At 65.5% G+C, this 17,693-nt stretch carries 19 protein-coding genes; 3 read left to right on the top strand and 16 right to left on the bottom strand.

The window, feature by feature from the left end; all coding sequences use genetic code 11:
- Positions 1-35 precede the first annotated feature (35 nt).
- Entirely contained in the window at positions 36-800 is a 765-nt protein-coding gene (locus tag VPH40_RS10520) for a DUF3108 domain-containing protein (RefSeq protein ID WP_099665640.1), read from the bottom strand.
- Complete coding sequence (locus VPH40_RS10525) at positions 801-1,916, bottom strand: DUF3108 domain-containing protein (RefSeq protein ID WP_328573415.1); 1,116 nt, start codon at positions 1,914-1,916, stop codon at positions 801-803.
- Between the two features lie 149 nt (positions 1,917-2,065).
- On the opposite strand from VPH40_RS10525, the gene VPH40_RS10530 reads away from it, so the two are divergent.
- Positions 2,066-2,776 (top strand): PhaM family polyhydroxyalkanoate granule multifunctional regulatory protein, encoded by a 711-nt coding sequence (locus tag VPH40_RS10530; RefSeq protein WP_328573416.1) that lies wholly within the window; start codon positions 2,066-2,068, stop codon positions 2,774-2,776.
- Between the two features lie 21 nt (positions 2,777-2,797).
- On the opposite strand, the gene VPH40_RS10535 is transcribed toward VPH40_RS10530, so the two are convergent.
- The 11 genes from VPH40_RS10535 to pdxR form a co-directional block, all read right to left on the bottom strand.
- Positions 2,798-3,013 carry a hypothetical protein gene (locus VPH40_RS10535; RefSeq protein ID WP_077399068.1) on the bottom strand — a complete coding sequence of 72 codons (216 nt, stop codon included), beginning with the start codon at positions 3,011-3,013 and terminating at the stop codon, positions 2,798-2,800.
- 64 nt (positions 3,014-3,077) lie between these two features.
- A complete protein-coding gene (locus VPH40_RS10540) occupies positions 3,078-4,808 on the bottom strand; it encodes a response regulator (RefSeq protein ID WP_099665642.1) in 1,731 nt (576 codons plus the stop codon).
- Positions 4,809-4,819: 11 nt separating this feature from the next.
- Positions 4,820-5,539, bottom strand: coding sequence for a sensor histidine kinase (locus tag VPH40_RS10545; RefSeq protein ID WP_305053901.1), 720 nt, complete (start codon positions 5,537-5,539; stop codon positions 4,820-4,822).
- Positions 5,540-5,697: 158 nt separating this feature from the next.
- Positions 5,698-7,500, bottom strand: coding sequence for a family 2A encapsulin nanocompartment cargo protein cysteine desulfurase (locus VPH40_RS10550; protein WP_328573417.1), 1,803 nt, complete (start codon positions 7,498-7,500; stop codon positions 5,698-5,700).
- Positions 7,475-8,404 carry a family 2A encapsulin nanocompartment shell protein gene (locus VPH40_RS10555; RefSeq protein ID WP_034784363.1) on the bottom strand — a complete coding sequence of 310 codons (930 nt, stop codon included), beginning with the start codon at positions 8,402-8,404 and terminating at the stop codon, positions 7,475-7,477. Before VPH40_RS10555 ends, VPH40_RS10550 begins: the two co-directional genes overlap by 26 nt.
- A gap of 118 nt (positions 8,405-8,522) precedes the next feature.
- Complete coding sequence (locus VPH40_RS10560) at positions 8,523-8,747, bottom strand: helix-turn-helix domain-containing protein (RefSeq protein ID WP_034784364.1); 225 nt, start codon at positions 8,745-8,747, stop codon at positions 8,523-8,525.
- A 7-nt stretch (positions 8,748-8,754) separates the two neighbouring features.
- A complete protein-coding gene (epsC, locus tag VPH40_RS10565) occupies positions 8,755-9,741 on the bottom strand; it encodes a serine O-acetyltransferase EpsC (protein ID WP_305053899.1) in 987 nt (328 codons plus the stop codon).
- A gap of 19 nt (positions 9,742-9,760) precedes the next feature.
- Positions 9,761-10,258: a rhodanese-like domain-containing protein gene (locus VPH40_RS10570; RefSeq protein ID WP_251349313.1), complete on the bottom strand. Its 498-nt coding sequence runs from the start codon at positions 10,256-10,258 to the stop codon at positions 9,761-9,763.
- Positions 10,259-10,455: 197 nt separating this feature from the next.
- Positions 10,456-12,087, bottom strand: a complete 1,632-nt coding sequence (gene mnmC / locus VPH40_RS10575; protein ID WP_328573418.1) for an FAD-dependent 5-carboxymethylaminomethyl-2-thiouridine(34) oxidoreductase MnmC — start codon at positions 12,085-12,087, stop codon at positions 10,456-10,458.
- Positions 12,087-12,650 (bottom strand): DNA-3-methyladenine glycosylase I, encoded by a 564-nt coding sequence (locus VPH40_RS10580; protein WP_251349315.1) that lies wholly within the window; start codon positions 12,648-12,650, stop codon positions 12,087-12,089. The genes mnmC and VPH40_RS10580 overlap by 1 nt, the downstream gene beginning before the upstream one ends.
- Before the next feature lie 38 nt (positions 12,651-12,688).
- On the bottom strand, positions 12,689-14,164 hold the full coding sequence (gene pdxR, locus VPH40_RS10585; protein WP_328573419.1) for a MocR-like pyridoxine biosynthesis transcription factor PdxR: 1,476 nt from the start codon (positions 14,162-14,164) through the stop codon (positions 12,689-12,691).
- A gap of 106 nt (positions 14,165-14,270) precedes the next feature.
- Between pdxR and VPH40_RS10590 the strand changes: the two genes are divergently transcribed.
- Both VPH40_RS10590 and VPH40_RS10595 read left to right on the top strand, forming a co-directional pair.
- Positions 14,271-14,732: an OsmC family protein gene (locus VPH40_RS10590; protein ID WP_328573420.1), complete on the top strand. Its 462-nt coding sequence runs from the start codon at positions 14,271-14,273 to the stop codon at positions 14,730-14,732.
- Positions 14,733-15,386 carry an FMN-binding negative transcriptional regulator gene (locus VPH40_RS10595; RefSeq protein ID WP_328573421.1) on the top strand — a complete coding sequence of 218 codons (654 nt, stop codon included), beginning with the start codon at positions 14,733-14,735 and terminating at the stop codon, positions 15,384-15,386.
- Here VPH40_RS10595 and VPH40_RS10600 read toward each other — a convergent pair.
- The 3 genes from VPH40_RS10600 to VPH40_RS10610 form a co-directional block, all read right to left on the bottom strand.
- Positions 15,370-16,323, bottom strand: a complete 954-nt coding sequence (locus VPH40_RS10600; protein WP_328573422.1) for an AEC family transporter — start codon at positions 16,321-16,323, stop codon at positions 15,370-15,372. The genes VPH40_RS10595 and VPH40_RS10600 overlap by 17 nt on opposite strands.
- 99 nt (positions 16,324-16,422) lie before the next feature.
- The gene (locus VPH40_RS10605) at positions 16,423-16,860 is read right to left on the bottom strand and encodes a CHRD domain-containing protein (protein WP_289905691.1); all 438 of its coding nucleotides are present in this window, start codon (positions 16,858-16,860) and stop codon (positions 16,423-16,425) included.
- A 161-nt stretch (positions 16,861-17,021) separates the two neighbouring features.
- Positions 17,022-17,579, bottom strand: a complete 558-nt coding sequence (locus tag VPH40_RS10610) for a winged helix-turn-helix transcriptional regulator (protein WP_034753667.1) — start codon at positions 17,577-17,579, stop codon at positions 17,022-17,024.
- Positions 17,580-17,693: the final 114 nt, after the last annotated feature.

Below are 17,693 nucleotides of genomic sequence, written 5' to 3' on the forward strand. Positions count from 1 at the left end.
CACGGCATGCCTGGCCCCAAGCCATTAGTGAACACTTACTTCCTGACGATCTTTTGCAAGGTTTGCTCGACGTAATCGCCGTCTTCATCGGCGAACGTCACCTTCACGGGATACCATTCCAGCGACGGCGCCAGCCACAGGTCCACTTGCTGGCCCTTCTTGTCCGGCGGCGGCGCCTTGACCAGGTGCACGGCTTCCACCAAACCCTGGCCCGTGGCGACCGTCTCCTGCTTGACGACCTTGAAGGTCCACGGTTCGGCGTCATGGCGGCCGGCAACGAAGAAGCTCCATTCCGAGCCGGGCGTGAATTTTTCCGGGGTGGCGCGCGCCACGCTGACCAGTTGCCAGACGGTGCTGTTGCGGTCCTGCTCGCCGCCTTTCAGCGGATACGTTTCATCGCCTTCGCTGAAGACGATGCTCTTGCTGTCGCGCTTGAAGGTGGTCGTGGCCGCTTCCTTGCGGAAACGTTTTTCCACGAACTGCGCCGGCGCCAGGCCGTAATCGTCGACCGTGCCTTCGCTGCGCTGTTCCAGGATCTTGCCGAACAGGGCGGCCTTGGTTTCGGCCAGCAGCGAGTACTTGCCGTCGCCGGCGCGCCAGTTGCTGACCGATTCGCCGGACAGCGCAATGCCGCGTTGCTTCGCCTTGATCGAATAGACGAGGTCGGCCGACGGCGCCAGCTTGTACGGGCGCTTGATGACGGGATGGTCCACGGGTTCGTCCGCCGCCATGGCGGGCGTCAGGGTGGCCGCCAGCAGGCTGGCAGCCAGGACGCGTTTCAAGGTAGTCAAAGTAGTCATTTATTTTCCTGTTGATTCATTTACGGAGATCTTGGTCACGGTTTGCGTGGTCAGCGCCCCGTTCGCTTCGGTATTGCGTATTTGTACCGGATACCATTGCATGGACGGCGCCAGCCAGACATCGAGCTGCGACGAATACGTGCCGGGCTTCGGCGGCCGGCGCAGGTGCCACGTCACCAGGCGGCCCATTTTCGTGTCCAGTTCTTCCTCGCCCACCAGGTGGAAGCGGAACACGGTCGCTTCCTTTTCCTCGCCGACGAGAATATCGATATTGCCCACCAGCTGGTTGACGTCGGCACGGCCGATGGCGGCCAGCTGGAACGGCACGGTGGCCTTGTCCTGCGCCCCTTCCTGCCATGGCGCCGTGGCCGTCGTGGCCGAAAACGTGATGGCCTTGGCGTCGCGGTTGAAATGCGTGGCCGTTTGCGCGCGGCCCTTGCGTTTCTCCGTGGCCGTGACGGGCACGATGCCGCTGCCATCGATCTGGCCCTCGCTCGTCAGCACCAGCAGGTTGATGCGCGTGATCAGCATGCTCAAGCCCACTTCCAGTTTCAGCTGATACGTGTCGCCCCGGTTGTCCCACGCCATCGCGGCCACGCCCTGCCACTTGGTGCCGTCCGCATCGCGCCGGTCCACGTGCAGGTCGAACTGGGCCGACGCGGGCGCGTTCGTCTTGTAGCGCCGTGCCTGTTCGACGGCCGGTGGCGGCGGTTCGCTGGCCGGCGCGGGCGCGGCGGCCACGGCGGGCGCCGGCGCCGTGATGGCCGGAGCCGCCACGGCGGCCGGCTCGCTCGTGGCCGGGCCTTCCGGCACGTCGCTGACGGGCGCCGTCAACTGCGGCGTTTCGCTCGACGCCAGCTCCGTCGGGGGAGGCGGCGGCGGCCTGGGCTTGGGCACGGGCCGCAGTTCGGGCGGCGGCAGCGGCACCACCGGCAAGGGCTTGGGCGGCTCGGCGATCAAGGCCATGCTGACCACCTGCGCATGATTCTGTCCCAGCGGCACCATGCTGGCGCGCGAGGTGAGCCATTCCAACGCCACGTAATGCAGTACGCCGATGACCGCGACAAAGATGACGGTACGGCGGCGCGGTGGCGAAAAGAAGGAGTCAGGCATCATAGGCCGTAGTGTAACGCTTCCGCCCCGCTTCCCGCTTCTTGCCCGTGCTCAACTCTTAATGTTTTATGTAAGAAAATGTTGGCGGCATTGCGTCAGTTGCAAGCCGATATCTGCTACGCTAAGGCTATCCACCTACCAGGAGATTTCGCATGGCAAACCCGCAAATGCCCCAAATGCCGGGCGCAGCAGTTGTGACCGATACGCTCGACTTCGTCAAAAACCTGTGGGGCAGCATGAGCGTGCCCGGCATGGGCATGCCTGGCATCACGGCGCCCACCATGTCGGTGGAAGAGCTGGACAAGAAAATCAATGACTTGAAGGCCGTCGAAGCATGGCTGAACCTCAACACCAGCATGCTGCGCGGCAGTATCCAGGCGCTGGAAGTGCAGCGCGGCACCATCGCCACCTTGAAATCGATGGGCGCGTCCCTGGCGGCAGCCATCACCCAGCCCGGCGCCAGCGAAAAATCCGTGTTTGAATCGGTGCCCTACGCTTCCGCGTTTTTCCAGCAAGCCACACCTGCGGCGCCTGAACCGAAACCGGCGCCTGCGCCCGCACCGCCACCCGCTGCGGCGGCGCCCGCCGATGCCGGCAGCCAGGCCGGAGCCCAGCTGGCCAATCCAAGTGCCTGGTGGAATTTGTTACAAGATCAGTTCACGCAAGCCGTCTCGACAGCGATGTCGCCCGACGCCGCCAGCGCGGCAGCGGCCAGCTTTGGCAGCGTGAGCAAAGCCAAGCCAGCGGCCAGCAAGCCGGCCAAACCTGCCGAAGCAGGCACGGCAGCCAAGGCCAAGGCCCCGCTGCGCAAGGCGCCCGCGAAACGCGCAGCGCCCAAGGCCAAAGCACCAGGCAAGGCCTGATGTTTCAAGCCGGCAATATGATCAGGCGATACGATGAATGCGGATCGCCTCGATCATGTTGTCGGCCTGGCGTTTTACGTCACCGATCGTGATCAGGCCTTCGTCGGCCAGCGCCTTGGCGTGCTCGTACGAAGACTGGAATGTTTCCAGCGTGTCTCCCTTGGCGGCGACCGGGCGTACCCAGGCAACGGCGCCGACCTTCATTTTTTTGTATACTTCATTGACCACATCACGCATAGTTTCTTCCTTATTGTTGTAAAGCAACTCAAGCACGGGCGAACCCACGCTGGACCCTAGTTTATCATCCGGCACGCTCACGCACGGCTTTTCCCCCTTTTTCCGCTGCCGGCGGCGCATTTTCCGGCGCCGCGACGGCGTCTTCCGGCCCGGGCGGCGGCGTCAGCTGCACCAGTTGCTCCATCAATTGCGCGAAGCGCTGCTGCCCTGGTGCAATTTTGTCTACATACAACAACACTTCCATGGCCTCGGCCGCCAAATCGGCCTGAAACCCACGCTGCTGCAGGAAGGAAACGATGATTTGCGCGGAATTGAACAGGATGCGCAAGTTGTTCGGCAGTTTTTCGCGCGCCGCGCGCATCCAGGCGACCGCTTCGTTGAGCTTGTCCGTCTTCCACAGCAGCACGCCCTTGTTCATCAAGTCCGACGCTTCCTTGCGCGAGGCGATGATCAGGCTCGTGCCTTCATCGCCCATCTTCGCCTTGTCGAAAATCTTTTGCACTTCGTCCTGCACCACCTGGTTGTCGTGGTTGTTCTTCACCACGTAGCACAGCAGGCCGGCCGGCGCATCCTTGACGCCGACGGCGAACAGCAGGGTGGCCAGCTCCATGCAGATGGCCTTCTCGGGCCGCGCCGGGTCTTCCAGCAGCATGGCTTCGAGCTCGTCGCCGCATTTGCGCGCGCGCCGGTAATCGCCCGTTTCGTGGTGCACCATGCCTTCCGTGATCTTCGCGCGCAAGCCGATCTGTTCGGGCGAGAATTCGCGCTGCGCCAGCAGCAGCCATTGCAGCGCCTCTTTCGCATCCTTTTTCAGGCCGCACACGCGCGCCAGACCCAGGTAGGCGTCCGGCGTCTTCATGACGGAAAACTCGCCGATGGAAATACACTTGCGGAAAGCCTTTTCCGCCATGCTGACATTGCCCACTTTCAGGGCCGCCAGTCCCAGGTTGCGCTGGCGCGGCACGGAATTGGGCGACAGGCGCGCCGCCTTTTCCAGCACGCCGCACGCTTCCTCGTGCTGGCCCATCAGCTGGTAGGCGACGGCCATCTGGTCGTAGGCGTCGATGTAGTACTTGTTTTCGACGATCACGCCCTGGAAGATCTGCCGCGCCGCCTCGTGTTCGCCGTTATTCATGCGGATCTTGCCCAGGCCCGCCTTGGCCCAGCTGTAATCGCGCTCGGCCAGCACTTTTTCGTACACGGCGCGGGCTTTTTCCGGCTCGCCGCTTTTCAGCAGTAAACTGGCCTTCATGCGCAGCAATTCCAGCTCGTGCAGCTTGTTGACCTCGATCTGCGCGTCGCACAGCTTGGCCGCGCGCAGATAATCCTTTTCCATGCAAGCCTGGTCGATTTCGCGGAACACCTGCTTCTTGTGCCACACGCGGTTCAGCCGCGTCAGCAGCACGCCTTCCGTGATCGGCTTGATCAGATAGGCGTCGGGCTGGTGCTCGGCCGCGCCCATCACGGATTCCACGCTTTTTTCGGCCGACACCATCAGCCACACGCTCGATGGCGCCGTCAGGTTGCGCACGCGCGTCTCTTCCAGCACTTGCTGGCCATTCTTGCCTTCGCCCAGGTTGTAATCGCACAGCACCACGTCGTAGCGCGTCTTGGCCAGCAGCTTCATGGCTTCGCCGCCGCTGGCCGCCTGGTCGATATGCCGCGCGCCCAGGTTGCGCAGCGATTCGCGCAGCAGGATGCGGATGCCGATGAAATCGTCGACCAGCAGATAATGCTTGTCGGCCCAGTCGGTGCTGCCCGCTTCGGCGGCGGTGGCGTGGCTGTCTGTCGTCATGGATTCCTCGTTCAGGGCAGGCGCAGGATGAAACAGCCGCCGCCCAGCGCGCCGCCATTTTCCAGGGCGATGCTGCCGCTGCTGCCCCGGTGCTTGTGCATCTTTGCCACTTCGCTGGAAAAATACAGGCCCAGTCCCGTGCTGTTGGTGGAAAAATTCACGCCGGCCGCCATGCCATCCATGGCCGCGCTGCCCGCGTCCAGCAAGGCCTGGGTATAGCCGTCGCCATTGTCTTCCACGCGCAGCTCCAGCATGTCGTCGTGCTCCCGCACGGACAGGCGGATCGTGTCTTTCGTGTAGCGGATGGCGTTGTTGATGGCATGCGCGAGCACGCCGATGACCAGGTCTTCATCGAGGGTCCAGATCAGCTCCGGCGGACAAGCCGTCTCCAGCAGGATGCCTTTCGAGGCCAGCAGGATCTTTTCCTGGTCCACCACCTGGTCGATGACCTGGCTCACCAGTTGCGGCTGCACGTCGAAGGGGTAGCCGGGCTTGCCCACTTCCTTGTACAGGGCCAGCAGCTGGATCAGGTTATCGTTGAGGCGCTTGGTCTGGTACAGCATCTGCGCCATCTGCAGGTAGGCGGGGTCGGCCTGGGGCGCGGGCTTGGCCTGCTCGGCCGCCAGCAGCGACTCCAAGGTGCCGCTGACAACGCTGATCGAGTTTTTCATGTCGTGCACGGTCGACGCCAGGAACAGGAAAAGCTCGGGCGAGCTGTGTTGATCTTCCACCGGATATCTCCTTGGGGGCCGCGGCTTGAATATTGCCAAGGATAAATTATACCGCCAGCCTGCGGGCGCCTGCCAGCCAGGCGCAAAGTCCGTGACATGACGCAACAATGCCGCCCCCGCTGGCGCAGGGGCGGCATCGGCTTGACAAGGCGGCAAGATCAGCGGCGCGCGCCCGCCAGGCGTCTGACCACGACGATCATGCGGTCGATTTCCTCATACGTGTTGTAGAAGGCAAACGAGGGGCGTACGGTCGCTTCCACGCCGAAGCGGCGCAGAATCGGCTGGGCGCAGTGGTGGCCCGAGCGCACGGCGATACCCTCGTCATTGAGGGCGCGCCCCACTTCCGCCGGCTCGTAACCGGCCAGCACGAACGAGGCCACGCTGGCCTTGTCCAGCGCCGTGCCGATCAGGCGCACGCCGGGAATGGCTTGCAAGTGGTGCGTCGCGTATTCCAGCAGCGCGTGCTCGTAGGAGGCGATGTTTTCCAGGCCGATGCGCTGCACGTAGTCGATGGCCGCGCCCAGGCCCACGGCATCGGCGATATTGCCCGTGCCCGCCTCGAAACGGTTCGGCACGCCCTGGTAGACGGTGCGCTCGAACGTGACGTCGGCGATCATGTTGCCGCCGCCCTGCCACGGCGGCAATTGCTCCAGCAAATCCGCCTTGCCATACACGGCGCCGATGCCCGTCGGACCGAACACTTTATGCCCCGAAAACACATAAAAATCCGCGCCCAGCGCCTGCACGTCCACGCGCAGGTGCGACACGGCTTGCGCGCCGTCGACCAGCACGCGCACGCCGGCCGCATGCGCGAGCGCAATGATCTGCGCCACGGGCGTCACCGTCCCCAGCGCATTCGACACCTGCGTCACGGACACCAGCTTGGTGCGTCCGTTGAGCAGCTTGCGGAATTCATCGAGGATGATCTGGCCGCTGTCATCGACGGGAATCACGCGCAATGTCGCGCCCTTCTCGGCAGCCAGCTGCTGCCACGGCACGATATTGGCGTGGTGCTCGAGCTGCGAGACGATGATCTCGTCGCCGCTGCCGATGTACTTGCGGCCAAAGGTATTGGCGACCAGGTTGATGCCTTCCGTTGCGCCCCGCACGAAGATGATTTCATTGGCCGAAGCGGCGCCCAGAAAATTCGCCACCTTGGCGCGTGCCGCTTCATACGCATCGCTGGCGCGCGCCGCCAGCGCGTGCGCCGCGCGGTGGATGTTCGAATTTTCGTGCGCATAGAAATACGACACGCGGTCGATCACCGACTGCGGCTTGTGCGTGGTGGCCGCATTGTCGAACCAGGCCAGCGGCTTGCCGTTGACCCGCTCGGCCAGCACGGGGAAATCGCGCCGCACGGCGTGCACGTCGAACGGCGCCGGCGTCTGGTGCTGGCCAGGCGTCGCCGCCGAGGGCAGCTCGGTCTGGAAATAGAACGCGGGCTGGCCACTGGCTGGCGAGACGGGCAGCTGGCGCGCGGGCGCCTGCTGCGGCGTGGCAAACAGACCCCGCACATCGTCGGGCACCGCCTGCCCTTGCCCCTGCCGCGCCAGGCCATCAAGGCCATTGCCCGACACGGGATAACCATGCGCGCCACCGATAAAATAATACGGCGACGGCGCAGCCGGCGCATTGATCGCCGACAAGCGCGGCGTCGGTACGGACGCGGGGGCCGGCGCAATGGGCGCTTCCAGGGGCGCCGTCACGGGCGGCACTTGCGCCGTCGCCACGCTGGGAGCGATGGCGGCGAACGCAGGACCGGGTTGCGGCGGCGGACGGTTCGCATAGCGGGGCGCCGCATCGAGCACGCTGCCGGAACCGCCGAGGCTGGGCGACTTGTCCAAGCCCGGCAGGCGCGCGAAAAACTCGCCCGCCAGGCGGTTCAAGGTCGCTTCGTCGGGTAAAAACGGGACGGCAGGCAAGCCCGCCGCGCCATCACTTGTAGGTGTCTGGGTAGTCATGGTATTTACCGATCTCCACGTCTTCCAGTACGGCCAGCGCATCGTCGGTCAGCACGGCCAGCGAGCAGTACAGCGAAATCAGATAGGACGAAATCGCGTGGCGGTTGATGCCCATGAAACGCACGGAAAGACCCGGGCTTTGCTCGCCCGCCAGGCCAGGCTGGAACAGGCCGATCACGCCCTGGCGCTGTTCGCCCGCGCGCAGCAGGATGATCTTCGTCTTGCCGTCTTCGATCGGCAGTTTGTCGGACGGCACCAGCGGCACCCCGCGCCACGTGAGGAACTGGGAACCGAACAGGCTGACGGTCGGCGGCGGCACGCCGCGGCGCGTGCATTCGCGGCCGAAGGCGGCAATCGCCAGCGGGTGCGCGAGGAAGAAGCCCGGTTCCTTCCACACTTTCGTCAGCAGTTCGTCGAGGTCGTCCGGCGTGGGCGCGCCCGTCAGCGTAAAGATGCGCTGGTCGTCGTGCACGCTGGCCAGCAGGCCGTAGTCGGGATTGTTGATCAATTCGCTTTCCTGGCGCTCCTTGATCGTTTCGATGGTCAGGCGCAGCTGCTCCTTGATCTGGTCGTGCGGGCTGCTGTACAGGTCCGACACGCGCGTGTGCACGTCGAGCACCGTGCTGACGGCATTGAGGAAGTATTCGCGCGGCTGGTCGTCGTAGTCGACGAAGGTTTGCGGCAGTTCCGACTCGTCGCGCTGCGAGCAGGCGACGCGCACGTCCTTCGGATTCTTCACGCGGTTCAGGCGGTAGATACCCGCTTCCACGGGCAGCCATTGCAGCAGGTGCACGAGCCAGCGCGGCGTGATCGTGGACAGCTGGGGGACGCTCTTGCTTGCATTGGCCAGCTGGCGCGCGGCGTTATCGCCCAGCGCGAACTGGTTCTCTGTTGCTTCTGCCATGACTACTCCTGATGAGAAAAGTGAATATGCTTATCTGAAAAACAAATAAAGTATCAAGCGTCTCCCCTGATCTCTCAACATGCTATCGCCACCAACGCGACGTTTTAATCCACCCGCATTAATCCACCAGCTCCGGCTCGCAGCGCGCCATCAGTCCCGCCAAGCCGATGCCCAGCGCGCCGGCCAGCTTTTCTACCGTCAGCAGCGACGGCGTGGCGGCGCCCCGTTCGATCTCGCCGATGAACGAGCGGTTCAAGTCGGCCGCTTCCGCCAGGCGCTCCTGCGACCAGCCATGCCCTTCGCGCAACTGGCGCACGGCCAGTCCAAACTGTTTGATCAACATGCTGTCCTCATGGGTGGTGGGCAAAAGCGGGGTGGGATGGCGCCGGCAACTCCGGCGCCTCCTGCTGGTTATGCGCTTGCGTGACATGGCTGCCGGGCGCGACGCTGCGGGTCAGCCAGACATTGCCGCCGATGACGGAGCCCTGGCCGATGGTCACCCGTCCCAGGATCGTCGCCCCCGCGTAGATGACCACGTCGTCCTGCACGATGGGATGGCGCGCCAGTCCCTTTTTCAGCACGCCATCGGCGCCGGCGGGAAAGCGCTTGGCGCCCAGGGTGACGGCTTGATAGATACGTACCCGTTCGCCGATGATGGCCGTCTCGCCGATCACCACGCCCGTGCCATGGTCGATGAAAAAGCTGCTGCCGATGATGGCGCCCGGGTGGATGTCGATGCCCGTCTGCGAATGGGCCACTTCGGCGATGATGCGCGCCACCAGCGGCGCGCCCAGTGCGTACAAGGTATGCGCCAGGCGGTAATGGATGATGGCCAGGATGCCCGGATAGCACAGCAGCACCTCATCGACGCTGTGCGCGGCCGGGTCGCCATGGAAAGCGGCCGCCACGTCCGTGTCGAGCTGGGCACGGATGCGCGGCAGCGTGCGGGCGAAGCGCTGCACGATGGCCAGCGCCTGCTGTTCGATGGACACCGTCTGCTGCAAGCCATGCTGGCGCGCGTGGTAACTGAGTTCGCGCCGCACCTGTTCGTGCAAGCCCGTCAGGGTCGTGTCGAGCGTGTGGCCGACAAAGAAATCCTCGCTCTCCTGCTGCAGGTCGAGGGGCCCCAGGCGCATGGGGAACAGGGCCGCGCACAGGGCTTTGATGATGTCATGCAAATGCTGGCGCGACGGGAATTCGCGCGCGCCGCACTCCTGGTTGCTGGCCAATCCTTCGCGCCACTGCTCGCGCACGGCGCGCAATTCATCGACGATCTGGCGCAATTCCCATTGCGGCTGCGCGGCTAGGGAGGCAGGGGGGATGGCTCGCTGGTTCATGGTGATCCTGAAGGGAGATTTAATCTTGCAGCCAGGGCAGCGCATGCCAGCGCCAGCCACCGCTGTGGCCACGCTGCTGCTGCTCGTCGAGGTCGCCCTCGAAGCCTTGCGCGATATTGAAGACGTGCGTGAAACCGGCCTTGGCCGCCGCTTCGGCAGCTGCGGCCGAACGCTTGCCGCTGCGGCACAGCAGCACCACGACGGCGTCCTTGCCGCCCACTTTCGCTTCCAGTTCGCGCGTAAAGCGGGGATTGCGGTTCATGGACGTGCCGGTCGCCCACGCCACGTGCAGCGAGGCGGGCACGTAGCCGACGAAGGTGCGTTCTTCATTCGTGCGCACGTCGACCAGCACGGCTTTGCCGGCCTGCACCAGCTGCCATGCATCCTGCGCACTGACGATGCCCGCATACGGCAAGCCTTGCGCCTGCGCCTGGGTGCGCGCGAGATTGAGCACTTCGTCAAACGCCGCCTCGCCGTGCGCGGCGCGGGGATCGAAAATCAGTTCTGCAGCAGCCATCTTTCCACCTCTTTATTCCGTCGTCAAAAACCAGCACGAGTCCACTGTAGCGAACTTATGTTGTTCGGAAAACAAATTAAAAAGAGTTTGGAAAGCTGAAAAACGTATATGGAGATATTGCAGCGTAAAGCCGGGGTCAGACCCGCCAGGTCTGACCCCAGAACTTGTTTGGGGGGTAAATTAGAAAAAGACCAGAATCAATATGCTCTACGGCGCTCTCGTAATAAAAAGCGCGCAGGGTCCAAAGCGGCGGCCAATTGACTCTCCAGCGGTAGCGGTTCGCCCTCCAGCTGGCAAGCCAGCAGCTCGGCCGCCAGCGGCGCCCAGATCAGGCCGCGCGAGGCGTAAGCGAGCAAGCCGAACAGGCCGGGCCAGCGGGGCACGTCGCGCAGGCGCTCGCAGCGCCCTGGCACGCCGGGGTCGGGCAAGGCGCCCGCCAGCGGCAAACGGTCCGGCGCCACGCAGCGAAAGCCCGTGCGCCCGGCCAGCGGCGCCTCGAACGGGGCCACGCCAAGGATGTCGGCGATCTTCGCGATGTTTTCTTCCTGGCTCGATGGGCGCAACGTGGTGTCCGCGTCCGCATCGTAGCTGGCGCCCACGCAGACGACACCCTCGTGCGCCGGTGTCATGTAGGCTTCGCGGCAGACGACGAACGGCAACGAAGGCAAGCTGCCTTCGGCCAGGTGCGTGACCTGCCCGCGCACGGCGTCCAGCGGCAGGCCGGCCGCCTGCTCGACATCCACGGCCCCCGTGCCCGCCGCCAGGATGACGGTGGGCGCGGCCGCGATCAGGGTACCTTGCGCATCGCGCACCAGCCATTCCTGATCGCCGCGTTCCAGGCGCAGGGCGCTGCTGGAAAAGCGCCGCGTGAGCAAGGCGCCGCAGGCATCGAGCATGGCGGCGCAGACGGAGGACGGGCGCGCCCAGCCGCCCTGTTCGAACCACCAGGCGCCATCGGGCGCCGGCGCGCCCAGCATGGCCGCCGCCTCGGGCGCTTCCAGCCAGCGGGCGAATTCGCGCGGATACAGGCCGCTGGCGGCGATCTGCCGCTGCACCTGCGCATGCGCGTCATCGCGCGCCAGCTGCAGCACGCCGCATTGCGCGCCATCAAAGGCGCTGCCGATACCGCCCAGGTCCTGCCAGTAGCGCAGCGAGTACAGGTAGGCGGCGCGCACCAGGCGCGTGGCGATATTGTCGTCCTTCGACAGCTGCGGCATGAAGATGCCGGCCAGGTTGCCAGACGCCTCGCTGGCCGGCTGCGCGTGGCGTTCTATCAAGGTCACCTTCCAGCCGCGCGCGGCCAGGCGTTCGCAGGCGGCCGCACCGGCCACGCCCGCGCCGATGACGATGGCGCGCCGCTCGGGCGCCACGGCAGCCACGTGCTCTGCGCGCCGCACATAAAACATGGCGCGCAAGCGGCTCTCGTCGAAGACAAAACCGTTCTTTTGCAGCGCCATGCGCTGCGCCTCGTCCAGGTGCACGGCCTGCAAGCGGGCGCCATCGACCATCAGGCGCGCCAGCACGGGCGTGGCTGCCGGCACCCAGGCCAGATGCACTTCGTCGACACGCGCCGACAATTGCGCCAGGCAGACATCGGGTTCGCCGATCAGCACATCGAGCGTGACGAGTCCATCGTGCGACACCATGCGGTGCAGGCCCGGTACGCAGGGCGGCCACTGCGCGCGCCACTGCTCGGGCAAGTGGTTGGCGTCGACGGGACGCGGCGCCAGCGCGATGTAATGCAGGCGGCGGCCGCCATGCGCCGCGCAAACGGCACGCAAGCGGGCGCCGTCAAAATCCGTGTCGAGCAGGACCAGCGCGCGGCGCATCAATGCCCCGCGCGGCAAAAGCAGGCGGGCGCATGGTCGTCGACCATGCCGATGCCCTGCATGTAGGCGTAGATGATGGTCGAACCGACGAACTTGAAGCCCCGCTTGAGCAAGTCTTTCGACAGTTTGTCGGACAAGGCCGTCCTGGCGGGACGCTCGCCGGTCTGCCAGCTGTTGACGATGGGCTGGCCATCGACATACGCCCACAGGAAGCTGTCCAGCGTCTGCCCTTCCGCGCGCAGGCGCAGATAGGCTTGCGCATTCGTGATGGCGGCCGCCACCTTCAGGCGGTTGCGCACGATGCCCGGGTCGAGCAGCAGCTGCGCCACCTTGTCCGGGCCATACGCGGCGATCTTTTCCGCATCCCAGTTATCGAAGGCGGCGCGGTAGGTGTCGCGCTTGTTGAGGATGGTTTCCCAGCTCAGGCCAGCCTGCGCGCCTTCCAGGTTCAGCATCTCGAACAGCCGGCGCTCGTCGTGGCAGGGCACGCCCCACTCCGTATCGTGGTAATCGAGATAACGGGGATTGGCCGGATTGGCCCAGGCGCAGCGGGTAATATTCATGGTCGTGTTCTTCAGGTGCAGGCAAGTGCCAGTATAGTTTATCGGCCGCGCAGGAGGCGCCCCAATTCCTGCAAGCCGTGCGCCATCTCGGCCGGGGGAATCGCCGCAAAGCCCAGCAGCAGCCCGGGCGGCGTGGCGCACTCCGGCCCCGCCGCCGGATCGGCATAGTGGCCCAGCGGACGCAATTCGATGCCCCGCGCCAGGCCCGCGTGCGACACCGCTTCCTCGTCATGGCTGCCGCGAAAATACGCGCACAGTTCCAGGCCGCTGTCGGCCGGACCGCAGGCGAGCTGGTCGTCGAGTTCGCGCGCCAGGCCACGCACCAGCAGGTCGAGCCGCTCGGCATTGCTGTCGCGCGTGCGGCGGATATGCCGGCCAAAGTGGCCCTCGGCGATGAAGTCGGCCAGCGCCATCTGCGGCACGATGGCCGTGTGGCGGTCCATCACGGCCTTGGCCTGCACCAGCGCTTCGGCCAGTGCGGGCGGCGCCACCATGTAGCCCAGGCGCAGGCCCGGGAACAGCACTTTCGACAAGGTGCCCACATAGACCACGCAGCCGGCCCGGTCCAGGCTTTGCAGCGAGGCCAGCGGCGCGCCCGTGTAGCGGTATTCGCTGTCGTAATCGTCTTCCACCAGCCAGGCTTTGTTTTGCGCGGCCCAGGCCAGCAAGGCCAGGCGGCGGGGCAAACTCATGCTCACGCCCAGCGGCATTTGGTGCGATGGCGTCACGTACGCCAGCTTCGCCTGCGGGCAATGCGCCACGCCATACGCCACGTCCAGCCCCTGCGCATCGACGGGCACGAGAAAGACGCGCGCGCCGGCCGCGCGCAGCGGGCCGCTGGCGCCCCGGTAGCCGGGCGACTCCATCCAGGCCGCGTCGCCTGGCGCCAGCAGGATGGTCGACAGCAAAAACAGCGCCTGCTGCGAGCCGGAGGTGATGACGATCTGCTGCGGCGTGCACTGGACGCCGCGCGACGCCTTCAGGTACACGCACAGCAGTTCGCGCAGCGGCAGGTAGCCGGCCGGGTCGCTGTAGCCGAAATGGTGATCGGGACGGCGCCAGCGCCGCGCTTCCAGGCGGTTCCACACGTCGAACGGGAAATGGTCGATGCGCGGCATGCCGACGCGAAAGGCGCGCAGCGGCCCCCGGTGGAACGCCACCTGGCGCATGGCCGCCACCACGCCCTGCCCGCGCGCCGACAGGGGCCGCAGCAAGCCCGGCGCCGCGGCAGGGACAGGCAGCGGAACGTCGCGGCTGACAAACGTGCCGCGCCCCACGGCGCCGTCGAGATAGCCTTCGGCCGCCAGCTGCGCATACGCATTGAGCACCGTCTGGCGCGACACGGCCAGCAGGCGGCAAAAGTCGCGCGTGGGCGGCAGCTGCATGCCGGGACTCATGCGGCCATCGAGGATGGCGGCCTTGATGGCTGCATACAGCTGGCGAAACAGCGGCTCGCTGGCGCCGCGCTGCAGCGGCAAGGCGGCGATAACCTGGTGCAGGTGGGAAACTGGCATGGTGGCATTCTTGAATTGGTAGCTTCAAGATAGCACTTATTGGCTGTTTTAAATAGCCAAGACTGGCGCTAAGATGGCGCATCCCCCTCACTCTTGCGGAGCACCCATGCATCAATTTTTCGCCACCGTGGCCTGGCAGCGCGACGGCCAGGATTTCGCCGGCCAGCGCTACAGCCGCGGCCATGAATGGCAGTTCGACGGCGGCCTGACGGTACCCGCCTCATCCTCTCCCCTGTCCGTGCCGCTGCCCATGTCGGTGGCGGCCAACGTCGATCCGGAAGAAGCGCTGGTGGCCGCCACGTCGAGCTGCCACATGCTGTTCTTCCTGTCGCTGGCAGCGCAGCGCGGCTACGTCATCGACGACTACCGCGACGACGCCATCGGCGAGCTGGGAAAAAATGCCGCCGGGCGCCTGGCCATGACACGCATCGTGCTGCGTCCGCGCATCGTCTTCACGGGATCGCCGCCCTCGCCCGAGGCGCTGGCCGCCCTGCACCACGACGCGCACGAGCGCTGCTACATCGCCAATTCGCTGACGGCCGACGTGGTCGTGGAAGGAGCGCACTAAATGTACACGCCCACCACCTTCCGCGAAGAGCGCCTCGAGGTGCTGCATGGCCTGATAGCCGCGCATCCGCTGGGTGCGCTGGTGCGCCATGGCGCCGATGGCCTGTGCGCCGACCACCTGCCGTTCGAGATCGCCGCGCCCACGCTTGATGCGCCATTCGGCATCCTGCGCGCCCACGTGGCGCGCGCCAACCCGCTGTGGCGCGCGGCCGGCGGGAGCGATGACTGCATGGTGATCTTCCAGGGGCCGCATGCCTACATCACGCCCGCCTGGTATGCGGAAAAGCAGCGCAGCGGCAAGGAGGTCCCCACCTTCAATTACGCGGTCGTGCACGCGCACGGCCCCCTGCGCGCCATCGACGACGCGGCGTGGCTGCTGGCATTGGTGGAGCGCCTGACGGCGCGCCATGAGGCAGATCAAACCGCGCCTTGGAAAGTGAGCGATGCGCCGGCCGGCTACATCGAAAAACTCTTGAAAGCCATCGTCGGCATCGAGATTCCCCTCACGCGCATCACGGGCAAATGGAAGCTGGGGCAGAACCGCAGCATGCAGGACCAGGCCAGCATGGCGCAGGGCCTGGCGCTGGACACGCAAGCCGGCGCGGCGCAGGCCCTGGGCGCGCTGATCGCCGCCAACGTCAAGTCAGCCAGCTGACAGCCGCCGAAAACGTCAAAAACGACAGCGCCGTCGAGACCAGAATGATGCGGGCGATGCGCGCCGTGTTTGCCCCAAAACGTTCCGACAGCAGCGAGACGTTGCTGGCGCTGGGCAGGCAAGCCACCAGCACCATGCAGGTCAGCGCAAACGGATCGAGCGGTGCACCCAGCGAGATGGCCGCGTGGCCGATGCCCCACACCAGCAGCGGATGCAGCAGCAGTTTTTTCAGCGCCACGGGCACATACTCTCCCAGTGGCGCCGGGTCGCTCGTGCTCATTTGCGAACGGGCCAGCACGGCGCCGATGGTAAACAGGGCCACCGGCGAGGCGGCGTCGGCCAGCAGGCCCACCGTCTGCATCAAAGGCTTGGGCAAGGCCAGTTCCAGCCACGACGACAGGGCACCGAGCACAATCGCCCACGGCATCGGGTTGCCCACCATGCCCTTCAAGGCATTCATGACGGCCGCGCGGCTGCCGTGCGCGCCGCCGCTGCCGATGCGCGACAGGGCGATGCACAGCGAGCTGGTAATGAGCATGTCGACGACGATGGTGACGATGACGGGACCCGAGGAGCGGGGACCGAGCAAGGTCAATAGCAGGGGCACGCCCATGAAGCCCGTATTCGGGAAAGCCGCCACCAGCGCACCGAAGGCGGCGTTGTTCCAGTCGATGCGGTGGCTCAGGGTCATGGCCGTGGTGACGCCCACCATGATCAGGGCGCACAGCAGGTAGACGCCGAACACGCTGGCGTCGAGCAGTTGCGCGATGGGCGTGGCGGCGCCGAAGCGGTACAGCATGCAGGGCAGCGCGAAGTACAGGACAAAACTGTTCAAGCCGCCGATGGCGGCCAGCGGCAGCAGCTTGCGCCGCACGGCCAGGTAGCCGCACAGCACCAGGGCGAAGAAGGGAAAGGTGATGGCGAGGATGGTCAGCATGGAGCGCCATTGTAGCGCGCTGCACCGGCCGGCCGCCTGGCGCAAAAAAAGGCCGCTCGCGCGGCCCAAGGAGGTTTTCGGAAAAACGCAGGCGGCCCGCTAGGGCTTGAGCTGGGCGCGGATCTCGCCGGCCGGATAGGCGGCGCTGTGCACGTTCACGTACAGGTTGCCGGCCTGGTAGCTCGCATACTGGGGCGGCGTGAGCATGGTGCCGGCCGGCACGGCAAACATGCCTTCGGCGGTTTTCACCAGCGGCACGATGACGGGGCCGTTGGCGCCGGCGGGCGCTTCATGGATGTGCGCGACGGTGGCCACCATGCCCGTGTAGCGCACGCCGCCGCTGACGCCGCGGTCGTGGGCGACGCGGATATTGCTGCTGCCGCTGGCCGTGCTGGTATTGGCCGGCACTTCCTGCGCGCCCGTCAAGGTGACGTCATGGCCGCCCGGATGATGCGGGCCGTGGGAACAGGCGCCCAGCAGGGCGGCCAGCGCCAGCACGCTGGCGGCGCGGCGTACGTGTTGTTGCAGTGTGCTCATCGCAATACTCCCTCAACGGACATCGGATCACGGATGGCGCCCTGCCCGTACAGCCGAGCCGGGCGTACGCCGCACTTGAGTTGCATAGTGCGACAGTAACGCCATGCCGCCGTGTCCGCTTTGCTGTACGCCAAACTTGCTGCTCGCCTGCCACCCCGCGTTCAGGCCAGGTGGCCTTCCGCCACCCAGCCGCGGTTGGCGGCCGGCGCCTTCGGCTTGGGCGCGATGCCGCTGCTTTTTTCCGCATCGAGGATGATGCTGCGCATGCTGTCGCTGGCGGCAGGCCCTGGCGCGAACGCGTAGTACTCGTCGTTGATGGGCAAACCCGTCGTGGCGTCGACCAGCACCGGATCGGCGGCCAGGCCCGTGTCGCGGCTGGCGATGACGAGGCTGGCGCCTTCGGGGGCGAAGTTCTCATTACCCCAGGCAATAAACGCCAGCAAGACGGGCTTGAAGGCGCGCCCGGACTTGGTCAGCACATAGTCGTAGCGGGGCGGCTTGGCGCAATACAGGCGGCGCGTCATCAAGCCCCCTTCCACCAGGTCGGCCAGGCGGCGCGTCAGGATGGTGGGCGCAATCTTGAGGCTTTTTTCAAATTCGTCGAAACGCGTCTTGCCGTAGAACGCTTCGCGCAGGATGAGGATGCTCCACCATTCGCCCACCTTGCCCAGGCTGCGTGCGATCGGGCAAGGCAAATTATTAAAGTTGGTATGTTTCATGACCATCTCCTCACGTTGATTCAACACAACAATCGAAAAAGTATTTCAGTTGCAATACGGAAACTTAGTTACTATCATCTTGAAAGCTACGCTCACCCCATGATGGCGGCCTGA

This window comes from Janthinobacterium sp. P210005, from assembly GCF_036231865.1.
GTDB lineage: Bacteria > Pseudomonadota > Gammaproteobacteria > Burkholderiales > Burkholderiaceae_D > Janthinobacterium > Janthinobacterium kumbetense.

Excerpts from the sequence above, each read along its gene's own strand:
- VPH40_RS10555 (WP_034784363.1), bottom strand. The coding sequence starts at position 8,404 with ATGGCAGAAGCAACAGAGAACCAGTTCGCGCTGGGCGATAACGCCGCG.
- VPH40_RS10580 (WP_251349315.1), bottom strand. The coding sequence starts at position 12,650 with ATGAATATTACCCGCTGCGCCTGGGCCAATCCGGCCAATCCCCGTTAT.
- VPH40_RS10610 (WP_034753667.1), bottom strand. The coding sequence starts at position 17,579 with ATGAAACATACCAACTTTAATAATTTGCCTTGCCCGATCGCACGCAGC.
- VPH40_RS10600 (WP_328573422.1), bottom strand. The coding sequence starts at position 16,323 with ATGCTGACCATCCTCGCCATCACCTTTCCCTTCTTCGCCCTGGTGCTG.
- VPH40_RS10590 (WP_328573420.1), top strand. The coding sequence starts at position 14,271 with ATGCATCAATTTTTCGCCACCGTGGCCTGGCAGCGCGACGGCCAGGAT.
- VPH40_RS10525 (WP_328573415.1), bottom strand. The coding sequence starts at position 1,916 with ATGATGCCTGACTCCTTCTTTTCGCCACCGCGCCGCCGTACCGTCATC.
- VPH40_RS10560 (WP_034784364.1), bottom strand. The coding sequence starts at position 8,747 with ATGTTGATCAAACAGTTTGGACTGGCCGTGCGCCAGTTGCGCGAAGGG.
- VPH40_RS10535 (WP_077399068.1), bottom strand. The coding sequence starts at position 3,013 with ATGCGTGATGTGGTCAATGAAGTATACAAAAAAATGAAGGTCGGCGCC.
- VPH40_RS10540 (WP_099665642.1), bottom strand. The coding sequence starts at position 4,808 with ATGACGACAGACAGCCACGCCACCGCCGCCGAAGCGGGCAGCACCGAC.
- VPH40_RS10550 (WP_328573417.1), bottom strand. The coding sequence starts at position 7,500 with ATGACTACCCAGACACCTACAAGTGATGGCGCGGCGGGCTTGCCTGCC.
- pdxR (WP_328573419.1), bottom strand. The coding sequence starts at position 14,164 with ATGCCAGTTTCCCACCTGCACCAGGTTATCGCCGCCTTGCCGCTGCAG.
- VPH40_RS10605 (WP_289905691.1), bottom strand. The coding sequence starts at position 16,860 with ATGAGCACACTGCAACAACACGTACGCCGCGCCGCCAGCGTGCTGGCG.
- VPH40_RS10530 (WP_328573416.1), top strand. The coding sequence starts at position 2,066 with ATGGCAAACCCGCAAATGCCCCAAATGCCGGGCGCAGCAGTTGTGACC.
- VPH40_RS10595 (WP_328573421.1), top strand. The coding sequence starts at position 14,733 with ATGTACACGCCCACCACCTTCCGCGAAGAGCGCCTCGAGGTGCTGCAT.
- VPH40_RS10570 (WP_251349313.1), bottom strand. The coding sequence starts at position 10,258 with ATGGCTGCTGCAGAACTGATTTTCGATCCCCGCGCCGCGCACGGCGAG.
- VPH40_RS10520 (WP_099665640.1), bottom strand. The coding sequence starts at position 800 with ATGACTACTTTGACTACCTTGAAACGCGTCCTGGCTGCCAGCCTGCTG.
- epsC (WP_305053899.1), bottom strand. The coding sequence starts at position 9,741 with ATGAACCAGCGAGCCATCCCCCCTGCCTCCCTAGCCGCGCAGCCGCAA.
- mnmC (WP_328573418.1), bottom strand. The coding sequence starts at position 12,087 with ATGCGCCGCGCGCTGGTCCTGCTCGACACGGATTTTGACGGCGCCCGC.